Annotated in this window: 21 protein-coding genes; 15 read left to right on the top strand and 6 right to left on the bottom strand. The window is 68.5% G+C overall.

Going from position 1 to position 22,196, the window contains the following annotated elements:
- Positions 1-27: 27 nt before the first annotated feature.
- Genes SBI80_RS17785 through SBI80_RS17775 form a run of 3 tightly spaced genes read left to right on the top strand, consistent with a single transcriptional unit; the run spans position 28 to position 6,086 of the window.
- Positions 28-4,920, top strand: a complete 4,893-nt coding sequence (locus SBI80_RS17785) for an NAD-glutamate dehydrogenase (protein ID WP_318976122.1) — start codon at positions 28-30, stop codon at positions 4,918-4,920.
- Positions 4,917-5,330 carry an acyl-CoA thioesterase gene (locus SBI80_RS17780; RefSeq protein WP_318976121.1) on the top strand — a complete coding sequence of 138 codons (414 nt, stop codon included), beginning with the start codon at positions 4,917-4,919 and terminating at the stop codon, positions 5,328-5,330. Before SBI80_RS17785 ends, SBI80_RS17780 begins: the two co-directional genes overlap by 4 nt.
- Positions 5,331-5,390: 60 nt before the next feature.
- Positions 5,391-6,086 (top strand): DUF8010 domain-containing protein, encoded by a 696-nt coding sequence (locus tag SBI80_RS17775; protein ID WP_318976120.1) that lies wholly within the window; start codon positions 5,391-5,393, stop codon positions 6,084-6,086.
- On the opposite strand, the gene SBI80_RS17770 is transcribed toward SBI80_RS17775, so the two are convergent.
- Both SBI80_RS17770 and SBI80_RS17765 read right to left on the bottom strand, forming a co-directional pair.
- Positions 6,083-7,669, bottom strand: a complete 1,587-nt coding sequence (locus SBI80_RS17770; protein WP_318976119.1) for a glycoside hydrolase family 13 protein — start codon at positions 7,667-7,669, stop codon at positions 6,083-6,085. The two genes, SBI80_RS17775 and SBI80_RS17770, sit on opposite strands and share 4 nt — an antisense overlap.
- A 74-nt stretch (positions 7,670-7,743) precedes the next feature.
- Positions 7,744-8,148 (bottom strand): globin, encoded by a 405-nt coding sequence (locus tag SBI80_RS17765; RefSeq protein ID WP_318976118.1) that lies wholly within the window; start codon positions 8,146-8,148, stop codon positions 7,744-7,746.
- Between the two features lie 155 nt (positions 8,149-8,303).
- Between SBI80_RS17765 and SBI80_RS17760 the strand changes: the two genes are divergently transcribed.
- The 3 genes from SBI80_RS17760 to SBI80_RS17750 are packed head-to-tail and all read left to right on the top strand — an operon-like array spanning position 8,304 to position 9,665.
- Entirely contained in the window at positions 8,304-8,948 is a 645-nt protein-coding gene (locus SBI80_RS17760; RefSeq protein WP_318976117.1) for an HNH endonuclease, read from the top strand.
- Between the two features lie 26 nt (positions 8,949-8,974).
- Positions 8,975-9,196, top strand: a complete 222-nt coding sequence (gene ctaJ, locus SBI80_RS17755; protein ID WP_318976116.1) for an aa3-type cytochrome oxidase subunit CtaJ — start codon at positions 8,975-8,977, stop codon at positions 9,194-9,196.
- Positions 9,183-9,665, top strand: coding sequence for a DUF5130 domain-containing protein (locus tag SBI80_RS17750; protein ID WP_318976115.1), 483 nt, complete (start codon positions 9,183-9,185; stop codon positions 9,663-9,665). Before ctaJ ends, SBI80_RS17750 begins: the two co-directional genes overlap by 14 nt.
- Positions 9,666-9,738: 73 nt before the next feature.
- On the opposite strand, the gene pepN is transcribed toward SBI80_RS17750, so the two are convergent.
- Positions 9,739-12,339 (bottom strand): aminopeptidase N, encoded by a 2,601-nt coding sequence (gene pepN / locus SBI80_RS17745; RefSeq protein ID WP_318976114.1) that lies wholly within the window; start codon positions 12,337-12,339, stop codon positions 9,739-9,741.
- Between the two features lie 96 nt (positions 12,340-12,435).
- On the opposite strand from pepN, the gene SBI80_RS17740 reads away from it, so the two are divergent.
- The 4 genes from SBI80_RS17740 (at position 12,436) to SBI80_RS17725 (ending at position 15,923) form a co-directional block, all read left to right on the top strand.
- A complete protein-coding gene (locus SBI80_RS17740; protein WP_318976113.1) occupies positions 12,436-13,044 on the top strand; it encodes a mycothiol-dependent nitroreductase Rv2466c family protein in 609 nt (202 codons plus the stop codon).
- Positions 13,045-13,110: 66 nt separating this feature from the next.
- On the top strand, positions 13,111-14,517 hold the full coding sequence (locus tag SBI80_RS17735) for a purine-cytosine permease family protein (RefSeq protein ID WP_318976112.1): 1,407 nt from the start codon (positions 13,111-13,113) through the stop codon (positions 14,515-14,517).
- Positions 14,514-14,954 carry a nucleoside deaminase gene (locus SBI80_RS17730; protein WP_318976111.1) on the top strand — a complete coding sequence of 147 codons (441 nt, stop codon included), beginning with the start codon at positions 14,514-14,516 and terminating at the stop codon, positions 14,952-14,954. Before SBI80_RS17735 ends, SBI80_RS17730 begins: the two co-directional genes overlap by 4 nt.
- A gap of 9 nt (positions 14,955-14,963) precedes the next feature.
- Entirely contained in the window at positions 14,964-15,923 is a 960-nt protein-coding gene (locus tag SBI80_RS17725) for an isopenicillin N synthase family dioxygenase (RefSeq protein WP_318976110.1), read from the top strand.
- 3 nt (positions 15,924-15,926) lie between these two features.
- On the opposite strand, the gene SBI80_RS17720 is transcribed toward SBI80_RS17725, so the two are convergent.
- The gene (locus SBI80_RS17720) at positions 15,927-16,667 is read right to left on the bottom strand and encodes an SDR family oxidoreductase (protein WP_318976109.1); all 741 of its coding nucleotides are present in this window, start codon (positions 16,665-16,667) and stop codon (positions 15,927-15,929) included.
- Positions 16,668-16,749: 82 nt separating this feature from the next.
- Here SBI80_RS17720 and SBI80_RS17715 point away from each other — a divergent pair, with 82 nt between their 5' ends.
- Positions 16,750-17,289, top strand: coding sequence for a TetR/AcrR family transcriptional regulator (locus SBI80_RS17715; RefSeq protein WP_318976108.1), 540 nt, complete (start codon positions 16,750-16,752; stop codon positions 17,287-17,289).
- Here SBI80_RS17715 and SBI80_RS17710 read toward each other — a convergent pair.
- Positions 17,286-18,167, bottom strand: coding sequence for an aldo/keto reductase (locus SBI80_RS17710; protein WP_318976107.1), 882 nt, complete (start codon positions 18,165-18,167; stop codon positions 17,286-17,288). The two genes, SBI80_RS17715 and SBI80_RS17710, sit on opposite strands and share 4 nt — an antisense overlap.
- Positions 18,168-18,245: 78 nt before the next feature.
- Here SBI80_RS17710 and SBI80_RS17705 point away from each other — a divergent pair, with 78 nt between their 5' ends.
- The 4 genes from SBI80_RS17705 to SBI80_RS17690 all read left to right on the top strand — a co-directional run bounded on the left by SBI80_RS17705 (position 18,246) and on the right by SBI80_RS17690 (position 21,846).
- Positions 18,246-18,797 carry a TetR/AcrR family transcriptional regulator gene (locus SBI80_RS17705; RefSeq protein ID WP_318976106.1) on the top strand — a complete coding sequence of 184 codons (552 nt, stop codon included), beginning with the start codon at positions 18,246-18,248 and terminating at the stop codon, positions 18,795-18,797.
- 30 nt (positions 18,798-18,827) lie between these two features.
- Positions 18,828-19,301: a ribose-5-phosphate isomerase gene (locus tag SBI80_RS17700; RefSeq protein WP_318976105.1), complete on the top strand. Its 474-nt coding sequence runs from the start codon at positions 18,828-18,830 to the stop codon at positions 19,299-19,301.
- 3 nt (positions 19,302-19,304) lie between these two features.
- Positions 19,305-20,099, top strand: a complete 795-nt coding sequence (locus tag SBI80_RS17695) for an Fpg/Nei family DNA glycosylase (RefSeq protein WP_318976104.1) — start codon at positions 19,305-19,307, stop codon at positions 20,097-20,099.
- A gap of 61 nt (positions 20,100-20,160) precedes the next feature.
- Positions 20,161-21,846, top strand: a complete 1,686-nt coding sequence (locus SBI80_RS17690) for a cation:proton antiporter (RefSeq protein WP_318976103.1) — start codon at positions 20,161-20,163, stop codon at positions 21,844-21,846.
- Between the two features lie 56 nt (positions 21,847-21,902).
- On the opposite strand, the gene SBI80_RS17685 is transcribed toward SBI80_RS17690, so the two are convergent.
- Complete coding sequence (locus tag SBI80_RS17685; RefSeq protein ID WP_318976102.1) at positions 21,903-22,193, bottom strand: DUF1330 domain-containing protein; 291 nt, start codon at positions 22,191-22,193, stop codon at positions 21,903-21,905.
- Positions 22,194-22,196 lie beyond the last annotated feature (3 nt).

Raw genomic sequence — 22,196 nt, 5'->3', positions numbered from 1 at the left:
CGTGGACGTGAGTCAGGAGCGATCGGCATGACGACGGCTAATCCTGGATCGCCAGGACGGCAGCGCGGTGACGGCACGGCTGAGACCGCGGTGATCGACACCGGGCCCACGGGCAGCCTCGCCGAGGCCTACCTCGCGACTCATCGCGGCCCGCACGGCGGTGCTCCGGCAGCCGACATGGCGGTGCCGATGTCCCCGGATCCGCTTGACCTCTCGGGCGGGGCGGTGTCGCCGGCGCTGCTGGTCTCCCATGCCCGCATCGGTGGACAGCGCTTCTCGGGTGACACCAAGGTCGCGGTGATCACCGCCGAGGACGACGGCGACGTCGGCCCAGCCATCCAGATCGTCACCGATCAGAGCCCGATGCTCATGGATACCGTCACGGTGCTCCTGCACCGGCTCGGGGTGGCCTACACGGCGATCATGAACCCGGTGTTCCGCGTGCGGCGCAATCCGGCGGGCGATCTGATCGACGTACACCCCAGTGCCGCGGCGGATGCTCCCACCGATGGCGTCGACGAGACGTGGATCCACGTGCAGCTCTCACCGTCGGCCGATCCCAACGCCGTCGCCGAAGCCGTTGCGCTGCTGCCCAACGTCCTCGGTGACGCCCGCCAGGTCGCGCTGGACGCGACGGCACTGAACGCGTCGCTGGTCGTGCTGGCCAGCACGATGGACGCCGATCGCGAGGGCCGCTTCCCGTCCTATGACCGCCGGGACGTGGCCGCGCTGCTGCGCTGGCTCGCCGACGGCCACTTCGTCATGCTCGGCTATCAACGCTGCTCGGTCGACGACGGCCGGGCCACCGTCGAACCGTCCAGCAGGCTGGGCGTGCTGCGACTGCGCACCGACGTCCTACCGCAGCTCACCGCGACCGACGACCTGCTAGTGCTGGCTCAGGCCACGATGCCGAGCTACCTGCGCTACGGCGCACATCCGCACATCGTGGTGGTCCGCGAGACGGTGCCGGGGCAGAGCGCCGCGATCGAACACCGATTCGTCGGACTGTTCACCGTCGCTGCATCGAATGCGAACGTCTTGGAGATTCCACTCATCTCGCGCCGGGTCAACGAAGCGCTCGCGCTGTCGCTCGGGGACAACAGCCATCCAGGCCCGCTGACGCTGGACATCATCCAGACCATCCCGCGGTCGGAACTCTTCTCGCTCAGCGCGCGGCAGCTGCTCGACATGGCCAATGCCGTCGTCGACCTCGGCTCCCGCCGCCGGGCGCTGCTGTTCCTGCGCACCGATCAGCTGTCTCACTTCGTGTCGTGCCTGGTGTACTTGCCGCGGGATCGCTACACCACCGTGGTGCGGCTAGCGATGCAGGACATCCTGGTCCGCGAGCTCGGCGGCGAGAGCATCGAGTACACCGCGCGGGTCAGCGAATCCCCTTGGGCCGTCGTGCACTTCACCGTCCGGCTGCCGGATGACGCAAGGGCTGCCGACGTCGACACCTCGCTGGACAACGAGACCAGGATCCAGAACCTGCTCACCGAGGCTGCGCGCACCTGGGGCGACCGACTGATGGGGGCGGTCCCGACGGGTGCGATCACCCGGGCCGCCGCCGAGCACTACGCGGTGGCGTTCCCCGAGGTCTATCGGCAGGCGTTCTCCCCGCACGACGCGATCGGCGACATCGCGATCATCGAGCAACTGCAGCCCGACACGGTCAAACTCGTCTTCGCCGACGGCGGCCACGGGCAGCCCGCCAACCTGACGTGGTACCTCGCGGGCCGGTCGGCGTCGCTGAGCGTGCTGCTGCCGATGCTGCAGAGCATGGGCGTCGTAGTGCTCGAGGAGCGGCCGTTCTCGGTCACCAGGGCCGACGGCGTGCCGGTGTGGATCTACCAGTTCAAGATCTCACCGCAGCAGTCGATGCCCGAGCAGCAGGATGCCGCCGAGCGCGAAGCCACCGCCACGCGGTTCGCCGACGCGGTCACCGCGATCTGGTACGGCCGGGTGGAGATCGACCGGTTCAACGAACTGGTGATGCGTGCCGGACTGACCTGGCAGCAGGTCACCGTGCTGCGCAGCTACGCGAAGTACTTGCGGCAGGCCGGTTTTCCGTACAGTCAGTCGCACATCGAGACCGTCGTCAACGACAATGCCGACACGGCGCGCGCGCTCGTCGAACTGTTCGAAGCACTGTTCGATCCCGAGGACGCCCAGGCCGAGTCCGGCAAGAAGCGGGATGCCTCGGCGGCAGCCGTGGCCGTGGCCGCCGGCATCGACGCGCTCGTCAGCCTCGACACCGACCGGGTGCTGCGGGCCTTCGCCTCGATGATCCAGGCGACGTTGCGCACCAACTACTTCGTCACCCGGCCCGGTTCGGCGCGCAGTCAGGACGTGCTGTCGATCAAGCTGAATCCCGGGCTGATCGACGAATTGCCGTTGCCACGGCCGAGATACGAGATCTTCGTCTACTCGCCACGGGTCGAGGGCGTGCACCTGCGCTTCGGCAACGTCGCGCGCGGCGGGTTGCGCTGGTCGGACCGTCGTGAGGACTTCCGCACCGAAATCCTGGGTCTGGTCAAGGCGCAGGCCGTCAAGAACGCCGTCATCGTGCCCGTGGGTGCCAAGGGCGGTTTCGTCGTGAAGCGCCCGCCGGCACCGACCGGTTCGGCCGGCGCCGACCGCGATGCCCAGCGCAGCGAAGGCGTTGCGTGCTACCGGCTCTTCATCTCCGGGCTTCTCGACGTCACCGACAACGTCGACACCGCAACCGGGGTCGTCACACCCCCCGAGGGCGTCACCCGGCGTGATGGCGACGACGCCTACCTGGTGGTCGCCGCGGACAAGGGCACCGCCACGTTCTCCGACATCGCCAACGACGTCGCGAAGTCCTACGGATTCTGGCTGGGCGACGCGTTCGCCTCTGGCGGATCGGTGGGCTATGACCACAAGGCGATGGGCATCACCGCCAAGGGCGCCTGGGAATCGGTCAAGCGTCACTTCCGCGAGATGGGCGTCGACACCCAGACCGAGGACTTCACCGTGGTCGGGGTGGGCGACATGAGCGGTGACGTCTTCGGCAACGGCATGTTGCTGTCCAAGCACATTCGGCTGATCGCGGCCTTCGACCACCGCCACGTGTTCCTCGATCCGAACCCCGATGCCGCCAGCTCCTGGGTCGAGCGCGACCGAATGTTCGCGCTGCCGCGATCCAGCTGGGACGACTACGACCGCAGCCTGATCAGCGAGGGCGGCGGTGTGTTCAGCCGCGAGCAGAAGTCCATCCCGATCAGCCCGCAGGTGCGCGTCGCATTTGGGCTGCCCGACGACGTCGAGGAGATGACCCCACCGGCGCTGATGAAGGCCATCCTGCAGGCGCCGGTCGACCTGTTCTGGAACGGTGGCATCGGCACCTACGTCAAGGCCGAGACCGAATCCGACGCCGACGTCGGTGACCGTGCCAACGATCAGCTGCGCGTGAACGCAAACCAAGTGCGCGCCAAGGTGATCGGCGAGGGCGGCAATCTCGGTGTGACACAGCGCGGACGCATCGAGTTCGCGCTCAACGGCGGCCACGTGAACACCGACGCACTCGACAACTCCGCGGGCGTCGACTGCTCCGACCACGAGGTCAACATCAAGATCCTCGTCGACTCGCTGGTCACCGCGGGCCGGGTGAGCGTCGAGGAGCGCACCCCGCTGCTGATGTCGATGACCGACGAGGTGGGGACACTCGTCCTGCGCGACAACGCCGCTCAGAACGACCTGATGGGGACCAGCCGGGCCAACGCGGCGGGCCTGCTGACCGTGCACGGTCGGCAGATTCGCGAGCTGGTGGCCAAGCGCGGGTTGAACCGGGAGCTGGAGGCGCTGCCGTCGGAGAAGGAGATCCGCAGGCGCACCGAGATGGGGTTGGGGCTGACCTCGCCGGAGCTGTGCACGCTGATGGCCCACGTGAAGCTGGCGCTGAAGGACGAGCTGCTCGCCAGCGAGCTCCCCGACCAGGAGGTCTTCGCCGCGCGTCTACCCGAGTACTTCCCGCATCAGCTGCGCGACCGGTTCGGTCCGGAGATCCGCACTCACCAGCTGCGCCGGGAGATCGTCACGACGATGCTGGTCAACGATCTCGTCGACACCGCGGGGATCAGCTACGCCTACCGCGTCTGCGAGGACGTCGGGGTCGGGCCGGTCGACGCGGTCCGCGCCTACGTCGCGGTCGACGAGATCTTCCGGGTCGGCGACGTCTGGCGGGACATCAGGGCGGCCGGTGAAGCTGGGGTGCCGGTGTCGGTGACCGACCGGATGACGATCGATTTGCGCCGCCTGATCGACCGCGCGGCCCGCTGGCTGCTGAACTACCGGCCGCAGCCGCTGGCCGTTGGTGCCGAGGTGAACCGCTTCGCCGCCAAGGTATCCGAGCTGACTCCGCGGATGTCGGAGTGGCTGCGGGGCGACGACCGGGCGATCGTGGCCAAGGATTCGGGTGAGTTCGCCGCCCGGGGAGTGTCCCAGGAGCTGGCGATGATGGTGGCGACCGGGCTGTACCAGTACAGCCTGCTCGACGTCATCGACATCTCCGACATCGTGGAGCGGGACGCGGTCGAGGTGGCCGACACGTACTTCACGCTGATGGATCATCTTGGTGCCGACGGTCTGCTGACCGCGGTCTCGCGGCTGCCTCGCGACGACCGCTGGCATTCGTTGGCGCGCTTGGCCATTCGAGACGACATCTACGGTTCGCTGCGGGCGTTGTGCTTCGACGTCCTCGCCGTCGGGGAACCCGACGAGACCGGTGAGCAGAAGATCGAGGAGTGGGAGTTGTCCAACAGTTCGCGGCTTGCCCGCGCCCGCCGCACCCTCGAGGAGATCTACTCCGACGGCGAGAAGGACTTGGCGACCTTGTCGGTGGCGGCGCGGCAGATCCGCAGCATGACGCGGACCAGCGGAACCGGAACCACCGGATGACCGAGCGCTTCACCACGCCCGTGCCCATGCGCTGGTCGGACATCGACATGTATCAGCACGTCAATCACGGCACCATGGTGACGATCCTCGAAGAGGCGCGCGTGCCGTTCCTCACCGAGCCGTTCGCGGCAGACTTCGACACCATCGGGCTGCTGATCGCCGAGGTGCGCGTCGTCTACAAGGGGCAGCTGCGCCTGGCGGATTCGCCTCTGCAGGTGACGATCTGGGTCAAGCGACTGCGGGCGGTGGACTTCACGCTCGGCTACGAGGTGCGCTCGGTGCTGGCCGACCCCGACTCCAAGCCCGCCGTCATCGGCGAGTCCCAGCTGGCGGCGTTCCACATCGCCGAGCAGCGACTGGTGCGGCTGGCGCCGCATCACCGGGAGTATCTACAGCGTTACCAGCGATGAGCGCTCGCGCGAAGAGCCGAGGGCCGCGATGAGCGCTCGCGCGAAGAGCCGAGGGCCGCGATGAGCGAGGCTGGCGACGTGCGCGGCGAGCGCGGGCTCTGGCTCGACGACGCCGCCCACCGGGAGGACCTCGCGACGTTCGTCGACAGAGCGGTCCGGCTCGACGACGCCAGCGTCGTGCGCTTGCGCCAGCGCGGCGACGGTGAGGTCGTGGCTTGGGTGGCAACGGGTTTCGACGTACTGGCCTGTCGCGTGGTGCGCGGCCGCGTATCGCCGGCCGACATGTCCGTCGGCGCCGACGCGCTCGTCCGCGCGCTCCCGGCGATGGATCGGTCGGGATTCGTGGAGCCGGGGTTCGCGATGGATTCCGCGTGGCGGGGCATGCTGCCGCCGGAGAAGGGGTTCGTCCACCTCGACGACGTGCCGGCCAGGGTGGTGCTCGACCTCGCACAGCGCGGCGTCGATCTGGCCAAGGAGTTCGGCAGCGCGCACGGACCGCCGGCGTCGCTGCTCGATCAGGAGGTCGTCGCGGTCAGCGCCGGTGACACCAGCGTCGGCATTCCGATGCGATGCGTATTCGCGCTTACGGCAATGGGTTTCCTGCCGCAGGCGAAGACCGCCGACCAGTTCGCCCCCGAGTCGGTCACCGCGGATGAAGTAGTCCGCGTCCGCGTGCTGCCGACGTGGTTGCGCGTCGACGCCCGCTTCGGCACGGTGTATCGCCGCCGCGGCGACCCCGCGGTGGTGTTGCGCTAACGCACCCAGGCGGCGGCGTCGGGCGGCAGCTGGCCACCAACCGGCGTGGCGCTGGCGATCAACACCTCACCGTCGGGCAGTGCCACGGGTGTCGGGCCGGCGTTGAGCACGCACGTCACGCCGTCGGCACCGCGTAGCGTCACGACGTCGGACGGGCCGTCGACGAGCTCGACGGCACCGCCCATCGCGCCGCGTTCGTGCCGGGCGGCGATGGCGCGCCGGAAGAAGTTCAGCGTCGACTCCGGGTCGTCCTCCTGCGTGGCGACGGTGAGTGCGGCCCACTCGGCGGGCATCGGCAACCACGGCTCGTCGGATTCGGAGAAGCCGAACGGCGGGGTCGTGCCGGACCATGGCATCGGCACCCGACAGCCGTCGCGGCCGCGTTCCTGGTGACCCGACCGCTCCCAGGTCGGGTCCTGCAACACCTCGTCGGGCAGGTCGACGTTGTCCAGGCCGAGCTCCTCGCCGTTGTACACGAACACCGTTCCGGGCAGTGCCAGCATCAGCAGTGCCATCGCCTTGGCCCTGGCCAGTCCCTCGGCGCCGCCGCCGTAGCGGCTGACCTCGCGCTCGACGTCGTGGTTGGACAGCGTCCACGTCGGCGGTGATCCAGCCAGATCGGCTGCGGCGAGGGAGTTCTCGACGGCCTCGCGGATCTCGGCGGCGTCGAAGCCGGCGCGCACCAGGCGGAAGTTGAAGCCGAGGTGCAGCTCGTCGGGGCGCAAGTACTTGGCGAAGTCCTCGTTGTCGAACACCCAGATCTCGCCGATGGTGACCGCATGCGGATAGTCGTCGAGCACCGACCGGATGCCGCGGTGGATGTCGTGCACCCCGTCGTGGTTGAACCGCGGGTCGTCGTCGTCCAATGTCAGCATCGGCAAGTCGGGGTTGCGCATGTCGGGCAGCCCCGGCGGTTTGGCCATGCCGTGCGCGACGTCGATGCGGAATCCGTCGACGCCGCGGTCCAGCCAGAAGCGCAGCGTCTTCTCCAGATCCTCGAACACCTCCGGGTTGTCCCAGTTGAGGTCGGGCTGCTCAGGATCGAACAGGTGCAGGTACCACTGGCCGGGATTGCCGTCGGGTTCGACGACGCGCGTCCACGCCGGCCCGCCGAACACCGACACCCAATTGTTCGGCGGATGGATTCCGCCGAGACCGCTGCCGTCGCGGAAGATGTAGCGCTCGCGTTGTTCGCCTCCCGGCCCGGCGGCCAGCGCCGCCTCGAACCACGGGTGCTTGGAGCTGGAGTGGTTGGGCACCAGGTCCATGGTGATCTTGATGTCCCGGGCGTGCGCCGCCGCGACGAGGCGGTCGAGGGCGTCGATCCCGCCGAACAGGGGGTCGACGTCGCGCGGGTCGGCCACGTCGTAGCCGTGGTCCGCCATCGGCGAGACCATCACCGGGTTCAGCCAGATGGCGTCGATGCCAAGCCGCGACAGGTAGTCCAGGCCGTCGGTCACCCCGTCCAGGTCACCGACACCGTCACCGTCGCTGTCCCGAAACGACCTGGGATAGACCTGATAGAAGACGGCACTGGACCACCACGCCTGGGTGGCGGAGGCGGACTCGGGGGAGTTGGTCACGTTGGCCCATTGTGCCTTGGCTCCCGCGGCCCGGCGCGACGGCGGGGGCTCGCCAGGGTGAATTCGCGGCGACCTCAGAACGGCGAGTTGACCATCGATTCGGCGGCCATCTGCAGGTATTGCAGCAGCGCGGCGCGGTGGGCGTCGTCCATGGTCTGCGCGTCGATCTCGGCGACGGCGATGTGCATGTTGCGCAGCCAGGCGTCGCGCTCCATGAAACCGATCCGAAACGGCGCGTGGCGCATCCGGAGTCGGGGGTGACCGCGCAGGTCGGAGTAGGTCCGCGGCCCACCCCAGTACTGCTCGAGGAACATCCGGAGCCGTTCCTCGGCCCCATCGAAGTCGTCCTCCGGGTACAGCGGACGCAGGATCTCGTCCTCGCGGACGAGCCGGTAGAACGTCGAGACGATGGTCCGGAACGTATCGGCACCGCCGACTTCGTCGTAGAACGACTGAGGTTGTTCCGTCACGAGTCCCATCATCCCTTCCGTGGACCGGCAGTCGCGACGGGGGAGGCGGGCGAGCCGCGCAACCAATTTGCGTCACGAGATGTTCACCGGACTGACCAGCGGACTCCGCCCAAATTGTCGTGCGATTGGCGCCGATCCATGGTGCACTGTGTTCCGGAGGACCCATGTCGCAGCGAAGGAGGAGTCGCGGACACCTGGCCGCGGCTAGTTCAACCGGCCCAACGGTGCTTGCTGCGCCGGTCCTGCCGCACCCCGGCCTCGACCCCCGCCCAGTGCGCGCGGACACCGGCGTTTGGGGCCGTCGCAGGGTGCTGCTGCTCAACTCGACCTATGAGCCGCTCGCCGCACTACCGGCGCGCCGCGCGGTCGTCATGCTGCTGTGTGGGAAGGCCGACGTCGTGCACGCCGACCCCGGCGGCCCGGTCATCCACTCTGCCAGCCGCGCGATCGCGCTGCCCTCGGTTATCCGGCTGCGCTCCTACGTGCGCGTGCCCTACCGGGCGCGGGTGCCCATGACCAGGGCGGCGCTGATGCACCGTGACCGCTTCCGCTGCGCCTACTGCGGGGCCAAGGCCGACACCGTCGACCACGTGGTGCCCCGCAGCCGCGGTGGCGAGCACTCCTGGGAGAACTGCGTGGCGGCGTGCGCCAGCTGCAACCACCGCAAGGCCGACCGGTTGCTCACCGAACTCGGCTGGTCGCTGCGGTCGACGCCGCTGCCGCCGAAGGGTCAGCACTGGCGGCTGCTGTCGTCGGTCAAGGAGCTCGACCCGGCATGGGTGCGATATCTGGGTGAGGGAGCGGCCTGAGTGGACGTTGCGATACGGTTTGCGACGTGAGCATCGCACTTACCCATTCGCTTCTCGGCGGGGTTCCGCTGCTGTTGACGTTGCTGCTGGCTCTGCTGATCTTCCGGCGCAAGGGCCCGCACCCCGCGACGTATCGGATGACCGACGAGTGGACCCACGAACCGATCCTGTGGGCCGCCGAGGAACCGGCCGATCACGGCCACGCATCGCATCTGACCGTGGGAGGTGGCGCAAGTGGCAAGTGGTAGCGATCACTCGACCGAGGTCGCGAAGGCTGCCTCGGAGGTTCTGCCCTACGGCTACGCCTACACCGCGAGCGGACGCATCTCCGGCGTCACCGAGCCCGGTGAGCTGTCGGTGCACTACCCGTTCCCGGTCCGGGATCTCGTCGTGCTCGACGACGCCCTGAAGTACGGCTCTCGGGCTGCCAAGGCGCGGTTCGCCGTCTACATCGGTGACCTCGGTGCGGACACCGCCGCTTCGGCGCGCGAGATCCTGGCGAAGGTGCCGACGCCCAACAATGCGGTGCTGCTCGCCGTCTCGCCGAACCAAAGGGCCATCGAGGTGGTGTACGGCTCGGAGGTCAAGGGTCGCGGCATCGAGGAAGCCGCTCCGCTCGGTGTCTCCGCCGCTGCGGCGTCCTTCCAGGAGGGCAACCTGATGGACGGCCTCATCAGCGCCGTCCGCGTGCTCAGCGCCGGGGTCTCGCCCCGCTAACCCGTTCGTCTCGAACAGCGGCCCCGGCCGTCGACTCTCGCAGCCGACGACCGGGGCCGCTTTCGATCTTCCGCTAGCTGGCGTCGAAGGCGCGTGCGCGCAGGGCCCGCTCGACGCCGGCCCGACCCTCGATCACCAGCCGGCGCAACGCCGGCGGCACCTCGCCCGCGAGGAAGGCGTCCGCCGCGTCGAGTCCGTCCTGGCTCACGTCCGAGGACGGGTACAGGCCGATCACCACGGTCTGGGCGACCTCGCTGGAACGACGCTCCCAGACCCCGCTGATGGCGTCGAAGTACTTGGCCGTGAACGGCTTCAGCAGAGCGGCCTGACCGGGCTGGGTGAAGCCACCGACGATCGCGCGGGTGGTGATGTTGGCCAGGGTGTCGTCCTCGATCACCTGCTTCCATGCCGCCTCCTTGACGGCTGGCTGCGGACGAGCGGCCGCGGCCGCCGCCGCGTTCCGCCGGCCCGCGGCCGTGCGGTCCCGCTCGGCCTCGGCGTCGATGAACGGCGTCTGCACCCCGTCGGAGTCGACGTCGCCACCGGCGGCCAGCGCCGTCACGATGCGCCAGCGCAGGTCGGTGTCGACCGTCAGCCCGGGCAGCTCGAGTTCGGCCGGATCGGTGTCGAGCAGAGCCGCCAGGACCGCGGTGTGCCGCAGCGACAGCGACGACGTGCACAGGGCGTTGACGTAGGCCAGCTGGAAGTCCGAGCCGGGCTCGGCGGCACGGGCCAGCTCGAGCAGGCGGTCACCGAAGGCCGGCCAGCCCTCCGCGCACGCCCAGTCCGGCTCGGCGTAGGCGCTGAGCGCGGTCTGCGCCTGCAGCAGCAGACGCTGGGCCACCCCGACCTCGGTCTCGGCCGCAACGCCGCCCTTGACCAGTTCGACGAAGTCGCGGGCCTTCATCTCGGCTTCGCGCGTCATCTCCCACGCCGCCGACCACGCCAGGGTGCGCGGCAGCGACTCGGCGATGTCCGCGATTCGCGTAAGCACCGTCTGAAGCGATTCGGGATCGAGCCGCAGCGAGCAGTACGTCAGGTCGTCGTCGTTGACCAGGATCAGCTTCCCGCGCGAGACACCGTGCAGCGCAGGCACTTCGGTGCTGGCACCGTCGACGTCGAGCTCCTCGCGGTGGGTGCGGACCAGCTTGCCCGATCCGTCGTCGTCGTAGATGCCGACCGCCAGCCGGTGCACCCGGGTCTCGCCGGCGCCCGGCGCCGCCCCGCTCTGGTCGATCGCGAACCGGGTGAACTTCCCGTCGGCGTCGACGTCGAAGTTCGCCCGCAGCGTGTTCAGCCCGGTGGTCTTGAGCCACTGCTGACCCCAGTGCGACAGGTCGCGTCCCGACGACTTCTCCAGTGCGCCAAGTAGATCCCCGAAGGTTGCGTTGGCGAAGGCGTGGTCGCGGAAGTAGTCGCGCAGGCCGGCGAGGAAGGCCTCGAGGCCGACGTAGGCCACCAGCTGCTTGAGGACGCTGGCACCCTTGGCGTAGGTGATCCCGTCGAAGTTGACCTCGACGGCGTGCAGGTCGGGGATGTCGGCGGCGACCGGGTGCGTCGACGGCAGCTGGTCCTGCCGGTAGGCCCAGGACTTCTCGACGTTGGCGAAGGTGGTCCAGGCGGCCGTGTACTCCGTTGCCTCGCTCTGGCACAGCACCGAGGCGAAGGTGGCGAAGGACTCGTTGAGCCACAGGTCGTCCCACCACTGCATGGTGACCAGGTCGCCGAACCACATGTGGGCCATCTCGTGCAGCACCGTCTCGGCGCGCCGCTCGTAGCTGTACCGCGTCACCTTGCTGCGGAAGACGTAGTCCTCGAGGAACGTCACGGCGCCGGCGTTCTCCATGGCACCCGCGTTGAACTCGGGCACGAACAGCTGGTCGTACTTGCCGAACGCGTATGGGGCGCCGAAGTTCTGGTGATAGAAGCCAAAGCCCTGCTTGGTCTCGGTGAACAGCCGCTCGGCGTCCATGAACTCGGCGAGCGAACCGCGGCAGAAGATGCCGAGCGGGATCTCACCGTGCTCGTCGGTGTAGACGTCGTCCCAGCGCGCGTACGGGCCGGCGATTAGCGCGACCAGGTAGGTGCTCATGCGCGGCGTCGTCTCGAAGGTGTGGACACCGGCTGAGCCCGATGTCGCCGCCGGAGCGGCTCCGGTCACCTCGCGGGTGGCGCCGTTGGAGATGACCTGCCAGTGCGACGGCGCAGTGACCGAGACGTCGAAGGTCGCCTTCAGGTCCGGCTGGTCGAAGCAGGCGAACATGCGCTTGGCGTCGGCGGTCTCGAACTGGGAGTACAGGTAGACCTCGTCGTCCACCGGGTCGACGAAGCGGTGCAGGCCCTCACCGGTGTTGGAGTAGCGGCAGTCGGCATCGACGACGACCACGTTGTGCTCGGCGAGCCCCTCCAGCGGGACGCCGGTGGACTCGTCGTAGCCCGAGACGTCGATGGCCACCCCGTTGAGCGTCGCGCTGCGCACGGTGTCGGCGGCGATGTCGATGACGGTGTCGGCACCGGCCAGGGCGTCGAACGTCACGGTGGTCGTCGAGCGGAAGGTGCGCTCGCTTGGCCCCCCGGCACCGTCGGTCAGATCCAGCGCGATCTGGTAGTTGTCGATGGTGACGAGCGCTGCGCGCTCGGCTGCCTGGTCGCGAGTGAGGTTGGGAAGTGCCACGTCGGACTAGCCTAGACGCACTTGGGGAACACGGTCGGTGCGTGCGTAGTTGTGCCGAACGGAGTTCTGCCCGCATGCCTGCCGAGAGGATCGATGATGGCCAACAAGGACGTAGCGAGTTTCTGGTTCGACCCCCTGTGCCCGTGGTGCTGGATCACCTCCCGCTGGATCCTCGAGGTCGAGAAGGTGCGCGACATCGAGGTGAACTTCCACGTCATGAGCCTGGCGGTGCTCAACGAAGGGCGTGACCTGCCCGAGGAGTACCAGGAGATGATGAAGAAGGCCTGGGGCCCGGTGCGTGTCGCGATCGCCGCCGAGCAGGCCAAGGGCAACGAGGTGCTCAGCCCGCTGTACACCGCGATGGGCACGCTGATCCACAACGAGGGCAACAAGGACTTCGACGACGTGATCGCGAAGTCGCTCGAGCAGGTGGGGCTGCCCGCCGAACTGGCCGAGGCGGCCACCAGCGACAAGTTCGACGAGGCACTCCGCAAGAGCCACCACGAGGGCATGGACGCGGTCGGCGACGACGTCGGCACCCCGACGATCCACGTCAACGGCGTCGCGTTCTTCGGCCCGGTGCTGTCGCGGATCCCGCGCGGCGAGCAGGCGGGCAAGCTATGGGACGCCTCGGTGATCTTCGCGGGCTACCCACACTTCTTCGAGCTCAAGCGCACCCGCCACGAATCGCCCGAGTTCGACTGACGCTGCGCGGGCGGTCAATCGTCGATTCCGGTTGCGGCCGGAGGCAAGTCCGGCCACGGTGTACCCATGACAGCGACTGAGCCCACCACCGACGGTTCCTACCGCAACAAGCTCGTAGCGGTCGAGCCCGGCGGTAACGAGTTCATCGCCGAGGAAGACCGTCACGGCAAGCCGAGCCAGCTGTTCTGGACGTGGACCTCGCCGAACCTGGAGTTCGCGACCATCTTCGTCGGCGTGCTGGCCGTCGCGGTCTACGGCATGACGTTCTGGCAGGCCGTGGTGGGCATCGTCGTTGGCACCGGGCTCGGTGCGCTCGCGCACTACTTCCTGTCGGCGCGCGGCCCCCTGCACGGCGTGCCGCAGATGGTGCTGGGCCGGATGGCGTTCGGCTTCAAGGGCAATGCGGTCCCCGCGGTCCTGATGTCGGTGACGGCAGGCGTGGGCTGGTTCGCCACCAACAGCGTCAGTGGCGCATACGCACTGGCAGCACTGTTCGGCATCGGACCGCTGGTCGGGTTGATCATCATCGTGCTGGTACAGACCGCGTTCGCGTTCTTCGGGCACAACCTGGTGCAGGCGTTCGAGCGGTGGTCCTTTCCGGTGCTGGCCGTCATCTTCGCCGTGGCGTCGGTGGCGATCCTGACCAAGTCCCACTTCGACGCCGCGGCGCTGCCCGACGGGGTCGGCGGAATTGGTGGCTTCCTGCTGACCGTCGGCACGGCGTTCGGCTACGCGGCCGGCTGGACGCCGTACGCCGCGGACTACACCCGCTACCTGCCGTCGACGGTGTCGGCGGCCCGCGCCGGGCTGTTTGCCTCCGCCGGCCTATTCCTGTCCTGCGCGGTGCTGGAGATCGTCGGTGCCGCTTCGGTCACCATTGGACCGGCGTTGTCGGACAACCCCACCGAGGCCTTCACCGGCGAGCTGTCCTCACCGATCGCCAAGGCGACGCTGCTGGCGATCGCCATCGGAGCGATCGCGGCCAACTCCATCAACATCTACTCGGGGGCGATGGCCTTCGTCACGATCGGCATCAAGCTGCCCGCACACGTGGCGCGGGCGCTCGTCACGGTGTTCTTCGGGGTGGCCGGTTTCCTGGTGGCGTGGTGGGCGCTGCCCGACGCCGCCCAGAGCTACGAGGCGTTCCTGTTGATCATCGCCTACTGGATCGGGCCGTGGCTTGGCGTGGTCTTCGCCGATCAGTACATGAGGCGCGGGCAGACGATCGCCGGCTTCCTCTACGACCGCTCGTATGCGAACTGGCCGGGGTTGGCCTCCTTCGCCGTTGGCATCGCGGTGTCGGTGCTGCTGTTCTCCAACCAGGAGAGGTTCGTGGGTTACGTGGCGCGGGCGGTACCCCAGCTGGGTGACGTCACCTTCTTCGTCGGCTTCCTGATCGCCGGCGCGATGTACCTGCTGGTGTGCCGATCGAAGATCGCCGCCGAGCGCGCCCTCGACGGCCCGAAGGCATGAGTCCGGAGGACATGCTCGAGGTCGCCATCGACGAGGCCCGAAAGGGTTTGGCGGAGGGCGGCATTCCGATCGGAGCGGCGCTGTTCGGTAGTGACGGCGTGCTGCTTGGTAGCGGGCACAACCGACGCGTGCAGGACGACGACCCTTCGGTGCACGGCGAGACCGACGCCTTCCGCGCGGCTGGCCGACAGCGCAACTATCGTTCGACGATCATGGTGACCACGCTCTCACCCTGTTGGTATTGCAGCGGATTGGTGCGACAGTTCAACATCGGAGCGGTGGTGATCGGCGAGGCCCGCACCTTCAGCGGCGGACACGACTGGTTGGCCGAGAACGGGGTCTCGGTGACGCTTCTCGACGATCAACGATGCGTGGACATGATGACCGAATTCATCACCGCGCATCCCGAACTGTGGGCAGAGGACATCGGTGAATAGGGCACGAGCATGAGTGTGATTGCCACTGTTGACATCTCGCGTTGGCGCAGTGGAGGAGCCGCCGCCGACGCGGTCGCTGCCGAGGTCGACGAGAGCCTGCAGCAGGCAGGGTTCATCCTGGTCACCGGACACGGTGTGGACAAGGGCCTGGCCGCTGCGGTGCGCAAGGTCAGCCGGGAGTTCTTCGCTCTGCCGGACGAGGTCAAGCGGCGCTACGGTGTCGCGGTCGGCGGGCACGGCTGGATCGGCCCTGGTGCGGAGGCCAACGGCTACGCCGAAGGCACCGAGACGCCGCCGGATCTCAAGGAGAGCTACAGCCTGGGGGCCGAGACGGCGACCGGCGATCCGGAGGTCGACCGCATCTGGTTCGCGCCCAACGTGTGGCCGGTCGAGGTGCCGCAGCTGCACGCCCTGGTCACGGAGTACACCGCGGCCGTACGCAAACTGTCCGACGACCTTCTGGCGCTGTTCTCGCATGCGCTCGGGTTGTCGGCCAACCCGTGGGCGGCGCTGGCCAACCGGCCGACCTGGACGATGAACATCAACCACTATCCGCCGGTGAGCGTGGTAGGGGACCCGGAGCCGGGCCAGTTCCGCATCGGACCCCACACCGACTTCGGCACGGTGACCATCCTGGACCGTGAGCCGGGAGCCGGTGGGCTGCAGGTCTATTCGGAAGCCGAGGGGTGGGCCGACGCGCCCTACGATGCCGACGCGCTGACGGTCAACATCGGCGATCTGCTGGAGTACTGGAGCGGGCGTCGCTGGCCGTCGGGCCGGCATCGCGTACTGCCCCCGCAGCCCGAGGCGCCGGAGGAGGATCTGGTCTCGCTCATCTACTTCTACGAGGCCAACCACGACGCGGTGGTCACGCCGATGGAGCCGCCGATGGGGCGCGTCGCGGGGCTGTCGCCGGTCGTCTCGGCGGACTTCATCAAGGAACGGCTGGACGCGATCACGGTCGGCTAGGGATCAGCCCTGGACCGTCGGTCGGATCGAGAGCTCGCCGATCTCGACGTCCCATGGCTGATCGACGGCGAACTCGACGGCCCTGGCCACCGCGTCGGGATCGAGCGCGAATGCCTGCATGCCGCGGTCGATCTCGGCGCGAACGACGGGGTCGGTGATGGAGTCGCCGAATTCCGTGCGCACGTAACCGGGCGAGATCGCCGTGGTCTTCAGTGTTCCGTCGATGGACTCCTGGCGTAGCCCCTCGAGGAGTGTGCGGACGGCATTCTTGGTGGCGGCGTACACCGCCATCGTCGGGACGACCCTGATCCCGGCGGTCGAGACGATGGTGACGAAGTGACCGCGGCCCTGTTCCTCGAAGACGGGTAGGGCTGCGTCGATGCCGTGCAGGACGCCGCGCAGGTTGACGTCGATCATCGCGTTCCAGTCCGCGGTGCGACGGGCGGCCATCGGCGAGATCGGTCCGATTCCGGCGTTGCCGACCAGTACGTCGAGCCGCCCATAGGTCGAGACCGCGGTCGCGACCAGGCGGTGCATGTCCTCCGAACGGGTGACGTCCACGGTGGCCGAGCTGGCGCGGCCGCCGGCCGAGCGGATGTCCGCGGCCAGCGTGTCGAGGCGGTCGGTCCGCCGCGCGCCGAGGACGACGGCGGCTCCGCGGCGCGCGAGTCGCCGCGCCACCGCGGCTCCGATGCCGCTGCTGGCATCGGTGATGGCGACCACCTTGTCGGCGAGATCATCCACGGCTAGCCTCCCTGGTCAATACGGACGAACTGTCCACTTCATCGAAGCGGACAAGTTGTCCGTTTGCAAGTCGAGGGGAGCCATGCCCGAACGCACTGACGCGGCGCGCAACCGGGTCGCGATCATCGAAGCTGCCCGCGAGCTCATCGCCGAACCGGGCGAGCTCAAACTCAGTGCCGTCGCCAAGCGGGCGGCCGTCGGCCAGGCAACGCTCTACCGCCACTTCGCCACGCGCGACGAATTGGTACGCGCGCTCTACGACCGGGAGATCGACCAGCTCGTCGCCCTCGCCGACGCGCTACTGCAACGGCATTCGCCGGACGAGGCCCTGAGGCGCTGGCTCATTCAGCTCGCGGCCTATGCGCGGGTGAAGTTCGGAGTCATCGCCGCCGTCGAAGCCTCGGTGTGGCAGGACATCGGTGCAGATACCCTCGGCAAGCTCGGTGAGGCGCTGACCGCGCTGCTCTCCGCCGGTCGCGAAAAGGGTTTGCTGCGCGGCGACGTCGATTCACGCGACGTGATCCTGCTGTCCTGGTTCCTCTCTCACGTCGAGCCCGACGAATGGGCCGAGCGGACCCCGCGCCTGCTCGACGTACTGCTCCGCGGCCTGGCGGCCCACTAGGCCGCGTCGAGACGCGCCAGTGCATCCGGGGTCAGGAGAACCTTGCCTGCGGCGAGGTTCTCCTCGAGGTGGCCGACCGAGCGCGTCCCCGCGATGAGCAGGGTGTTGGACGAATGGGCAAGAAGCCACGCCAGCCCCACTTGTGAAGGGGTGCAACCAATTTCCTCGGAGATCTGAATCACCGTCGGATCCTTGGCGACCTTGGGGAAGCCCGGGAACGACGAGCCGAGCGGCATGAAGGGCACCCAGGCGATGTCTTCCGCGGCGCACAGGTCGAGCATGACTTCCTGGGATCGGTCGAGCAGGCTGTACGCGTTCTGGACGCAGACGATGCCCGCGGGCATCGCCCGTCGCAGCACGTCCTCGGGAACCCCGCTGATCCCGATCTCACCGATCTTGCCCTCGTCGCGCAGGGCGATCATCTCGGCCAGCTGATCGTCGAGGTCGACGATCTGATCTCCCTCGGCCGTCAGTCCCGGTCCGAGATCGAGCCGGCGCAGGTTCACCACGTGGACGCGGTCGATGCCCAGCTGGGCGAGATCGGCCTCGACGGCACCACGCAGTTCCTCGGGTCGTTGCGCTGCGGCCAGCGCAACGGGTCCACCGGTGATGCTGCGGGCGCCGACCTTGCTCGCGATGACGACGTCATCGTGGGTCGCGGCCAGGGCGGCACCAATGCGGCGATTCACCTCGCCATCGGAGTAGAACGACGCGGTGTCGACGTGGTCGACGCCGAGATCGAATGCGTGACGTAGGAGCGCGACGGCGTCGTCGGTCGAGACGGCCGATGGTTCGAGCTGCATGGCTCCGTAGCCGATGCGGGCGACCTCGAACTGGCCGAGGCGGCCACGGCCGCCGGGCGCTGGGGTGTTGATCACGATGCTCCTCGATGGGATACTCGACGATGCGGAGGTGCCTCCGTTTTGCACGCTAACAGAAACGGAGGTACCTCCGCTATGGCTGTGATGCGGGCAGACGCACACCGGAACCGGGAGCGCTTGCTCGCCGCGGCCGCCGCGGCGTTCGCCGCCGCGGACGGCACGACCGTGTCACTCGAGGCCATTGCCAAGGATGCGGGCGTCGGCATCGGCACCCTGTACCGGCACTTTCCCACTCGGGAGGCGCTCGTCGAGGCCGTCTTCCGCACCGAGTTGGCCGAGGTATCGGCATCGGCAGCGGAGTTGCTCACGCATCATTGCGCGGTCACCGCGCTTCGCCACTGGATGAGCCGGTATGCCGGCTTCGTGGCCGCCAAACAGGGGATGGCCGCGTCGCTGAGCGCGCTGTTCACCTCGGGCGCGGTCGAGCCCGGCAACACCAGGACGAGCATCGTCGGCGCGGTCGACACGTTGCTGCGCGCGGGTGCAGCCGACGGGACTCTGCGGTCCGACGTCAGGGCGGACGACGTCGTCTCGAGCCTCATCGGAATCACGATCGCGAGCCACTCGACGGATCAGGCGAACCGGATGCGAGACCTGCTCGTCGACGGTCTGGTGGCGACGCGCTAGCCGTTCGCGCGTCCCAGTAAGGTGACCGCCATGCGCGTCTACCTCGGCTCTGACCACGCCGGATACGAACTCAAGCAGGCCATCGTCGAGCACCTCGAGTCGAGCGGCCACGAACCGATCGACTGTGGTGCCTTCAGCTATGACGCCGAGGACGACTACCCGGCCTTCTGCATCTCGGCGGCGCAGAAGACGCTGGCGGATCCGGAGAGCCTCGGCATCGTGATCGGCGGCTCGGGCAACGGCGAGCAGATCGCCGCCAACAAGGTGCCCGGCATCCGGTGCGCGCTGGCGTGGAGCGTGGAGACCGCGTCGCTGGCCCGCCAGCACAACAACGCCCAGGTGATGAGCATCGGCGGGCGCATGCACACCGTGGCCGACGCGCTGACCTTCGTCGACGCGTTCCTCACCACCGCGTGGTCGGAGGCGCCGCGCCACCAGCGCCGCATCGACATCCTCGCCGAATACGAGGAGACCCACGTCGCGCCACCGGTGCCGGGCGCCTAGCGGATGCCCGAAGGGCACACGATCCACCGGCTGGCCCGCCTGCACCAGAAGCGTTTCGGCAACGCCCCCGTCGTCGTGACCAGCCCGCAGGGCCGTTTCGCCGAGGCCGCGGAGGCGGTCAGCGGTCGCGTGCTGCGCAAGGCCGACGCCTACGGCAAGCACCTGTTCCACCACTATCAGGGCGGAGCGATCGTCCACGTCCACCTGGGCCTCTACGGCTCGTTCACCGAACGGCCCGTGCCCATGCCCGAACCCGTCGGGCAGGTACGGATGCGGATGGTCGGGCAGGACTATGGCACCGATCTGCGTGGCCCGACGGCCTGCGAGGTGATCCACCAGGTCGAAGTCGACGACATCCTGGCCAGGCTCGGACCCGACCCACTGCAACGGGCCCCCGATCCGGCCAAGGCGTGGGCCCGAATCAGCAAGTCCCGCAGGCCGATCGGCGCACTGCTGATGGACCAGAAGGTCATCGCCGGTGTCGGCAACGTGTACCGCAGCGAATTGCTGTACCGGCACCTGATCGACCCGCACCGGCCCGGCACGCAGATCGACGAAGCCGAATTCGACGCCGCGTGGACCGATCTCGTCGCGCTGATGAAGGTCGGGGTCACTCGCGGCAAGATCATCACCATCCGCAAGGCGGACGACGAGGGAGCGCCGTCGTATCGGCCAGGGCGTCCCCGCTCCTACGTCTACCGGCGGGCAGGGGAGCCGTGCCGGGTGTGCGGCACCCCGATCCGCACCGAGGAGATGGAGGCGCGCAACCTGTTCTGGTGCCCCACCTGTCAGGTGTGAGGCGCGGCGCCCACACGAAGCGCGGCGGGCGCCGAACGGACTTTGACGGGACAATTGGCGCGTGGAACTCATCCTAGTCGTCGTCGGCGCCATCCTCGTCACCGCGATCGCGCACCGGCGAGGACTCGAACCCGCGCTGATCATCGTCGTGGTCGGCATCGCCGCGTCGTTCGTGCCGGGATTCGAGGCGCCCGAACTGGATTCGCACATCCTGCTCACGGTGGTGCTGCCACCTCTGCTGTACTCGGCGTCACTGAACTTCTCGTTCCCCACCTTCTTGCGCAACATCCGGCCGATCCTGGGCCTAGGCGTCGGGTTGGTGGTCGTGACGGCGTTCACCGTCGCCGCCGTCTCGTCGTGGTTGGTGGTGGTGCCGCTGACGTTCGGCACGGCGCTGATCCTCGGGGCGATCGTGGCACCGCCGGACGCGGTCACGGCCGTCGCCGTCGGCCGCAAGCTGGGCCTGCCGAAGAAGGTGATGGCGATCCTCACCGGCGAGAGCCTCATCAACGACGCGGCCGCCCTCACGCTGTTCTCGATCGCGGTGGCACAGGTCGCGGGCAGCCACACCTTCATCGACAACCCCTTCCTGCTGTTCGGCTACAGCGCGGTGCTGGGCCCACTCGTCGGGGCCGGCCTTGGGTTCGTCACCCTGTGGATCCGCAACCGCCTCGCCAACCCCGGGTTGGAGACCGTTCAGGGTCTGGTGGTGCCGTTCGCGGCGTTCATCGCGGCCGAGGAACTGCATGCGTCGGGCGTGCTGGCGGTCGTCGTCGCTGGATTCGTGGTCGGCAACGGCACACTCGGCGCGGGTTATCAGACCCGGCTGCAGGAGCGGTACGTGTGGAACTCGGTGGACGTGCTGCTGGAGGCGTTCGTGTTCGCCTACATCGGACTGCATCTGAGGTTCGTCCTCGAGGATCTGCGGGCGGCACATGAAGCTCTCGGCGAGGTGGCCGTCGCCTCGCTCATCGTGCTGGCCATCGTCATGGCGATCCGGCCGCTGTCGGTGCTGGTGATGTTCGGCCGCAGCAAGCTGTCCAGCCACGTCGAGAACCGATTGAGCGTTCCGGTTCCGGCGTCGGGCGGGCGGGGAGCCCTCGGCACCCGGCGTCGTGACAAGCCGCCGACCAAGTGGCGTTCGAAGATCGACCGGCGGTCGCTGTCCTGGCAGGAGAGCGTCGTGGTGTCGTGGACGGGCATGCGCGGCGTGGTGACGCTGGCGGCCGCGGCGGCCATCCCCGTGACGACGTCGGCCGGCGAGCCGTTCCCCGAGCGGGCCACCATCCAGGCCATCGCGTTCGTGGTCAGCGTCGGCACGCTGCTCATTCAGGGCGCGACGCTTCCCATGCTGATCGCCCGGCTGCGCCTGTCGCGGGACGACTCCGCCTACGAGCGCGAACAGACGCTGGCGGCCGAGCGCGTGGTCTACCAGGCGGCCGACGAGGTCCTCGCGGAGTTCCGGACGAACCCGCCCGAGGGTCTGGACCCGCGGGTGGTCGACGAGATCCGCAACACCATCGCCAGGCAGTCCCAGGACGCCGACGAGATGCCCGATCCGGGGACGCACACGCGGCGGGCAGAGGTGTTCGGCAACCTCTACCTCGACGTGCTGCGGGCGCAGCGCGCGGCGCTGATCAGCGAGCGCGACCAGGGACGCATCGAAGACGAGGCGGCGCGCGCCATGCTGGAGCGCCTGGACCTGCAGGAAGCGGGCGTGTCGGCGCGGTTGGAGAGCCGGCTGTAGGGAAGCAGCCTCCGGGATGGCGCGGGTGCGGGGTCCCTGGCCGAAGGAGCGCGGTACTAGATGCCTTCGACGAACATCAGCCGTCGCGTCAGCGCCCGGTCTCGGAAGGCAAGCGCCTCGGCGTACGACGAGGAGGCGTACCACCGTCTGGCCGTGGCCATGTCGGGGAATTCGACGATCACCAACCGGCGGCGCGGCAAGATCTCGTCCTCGACGACGTCCGGGATCGCACCGCGGACCAGGTAACGACCACCGAACTGCTCGATGGAGGCTGCGGCCAACGCGCGATAGCGCTCGAAGAAGGATTCGTCGAGGCTCTCGACTTCGGAGATGACGTATGCGGCCATGGG

The organism is Mycolicibacterium sichuanense, assembly GCF_033741125.1.
GTDB lineage: Bacteria > Actinomycetota > Actinomycetes > Mycobacteriales > Mycobacteriaceae > Mycobacterium.
The sequence above is the reverse complement of the archived record's forward strand: the minus strand, read 5'-3'. Positions and strand labels throughout refer to the sequence as shown.

Excerpts from the sequence above, each read along its gene's own strand:
- SBI80_RS17785 (WP_318976122.1), top strand. The coding sequence starts at position 28 with ATGACGACGGCTAATCCTGGATCGCCAGGACGGCAGCGCGGTGACGGC.
- SBI80_RS17780 (WP_318976121.1), top strand. The coding sequence starts at position 4,917 with ATGACCGAGCGCTTCACCACGCCCGTGCCCATGCGCTGGTCGGACATC.
- SBI80_RS17775 (WP_318976120.1), top strand. The coding sequence starts at position 5,391 with ATGAGCGAGGCTGGCGACGTGCGCGGCGAGCGCGGGCTCTGGCTCGAC.
- SBI80_RS17765 (WP_318976118.1), bottom strand. The coding sequence starts at position 8,148 with ATGGGACTCGTGACGGAACAACCTCAGTCGTTCTACGACGAAGTCGGC.
- SBI80_RS17760 (WP_318976117.1), top strand. The coding sequence starts at position 8,304 with ATGTCGCAGCGAAGGAGGAGTCGCGGACACCTGGCCGCGGCTAGTTCA.
- SBI80_RS17740 (WP_318976113.1), top strand. The coding sequence starts at position 12,436 with ATGGCCAACAAGGACGTAGCGAGTTTCTGGTTCGACCCCCTGTGCCCG.
- SBI80_RS17735 (WP_318976112.1), top strand. The coding sequence starts at position 13,111 with ATGACAGCGACTGAGCCCACCACCGACGGTTCCTACCGCAACAAGCTC.
- SBI80_RS17730 (WP_318976111.1), top strand. The coding sequence starts at position 14,514 with ATGAGTCCGGAGGACATGCTCGAGGTCGCCATCGACGAGGCCCGAAAG.
- SBI80_RS17725 (WP_318976110.1), top strand. The coding sequence starts at position 14,964 with ATGAGTGTGATTGCCACTGTTGACATCTCGCGTTGGCGCAGTGGAGGA.
- SBI80_RS17715 (WP_318976108.1), top strand. The coding sequence starts at position 16,750 with ATGCCCGAACGCACTGACGCGGCGCGCAACCGGGTCGCGATCATCGAA.
- SBI80_RS17705 (WP_318976106.1), top strand. The coding sequence starts at position 18,246 with ATGGCTGTGATGCGGGCAGACGCACACCGGAACCGGGAGCGCTTGCTC.
- SBI80_RS17700 (WP_318976105.1), top strand. The coding sequence starts at position 18,828 with ATGCGCGTCTACCTCGGCTCTGACCACGCCGGATACGAACTCAAGCAG.
- SBI80_RS17695 (WP_318976104.1), top strand. The coding sequence starts at position 19,305 with ATGCCCGAAGGGCACACGATCCACCGGCTGGCCCGCCTGCACCAGAAG.
- SBI80_RS17685 (WP_318976102.1), bottom strand. The coding sequence starts at position 22,193 with ATGGCCGCATACGTCATCTCCGAAGTCGAGAGCCTCGACGAATCCTTC.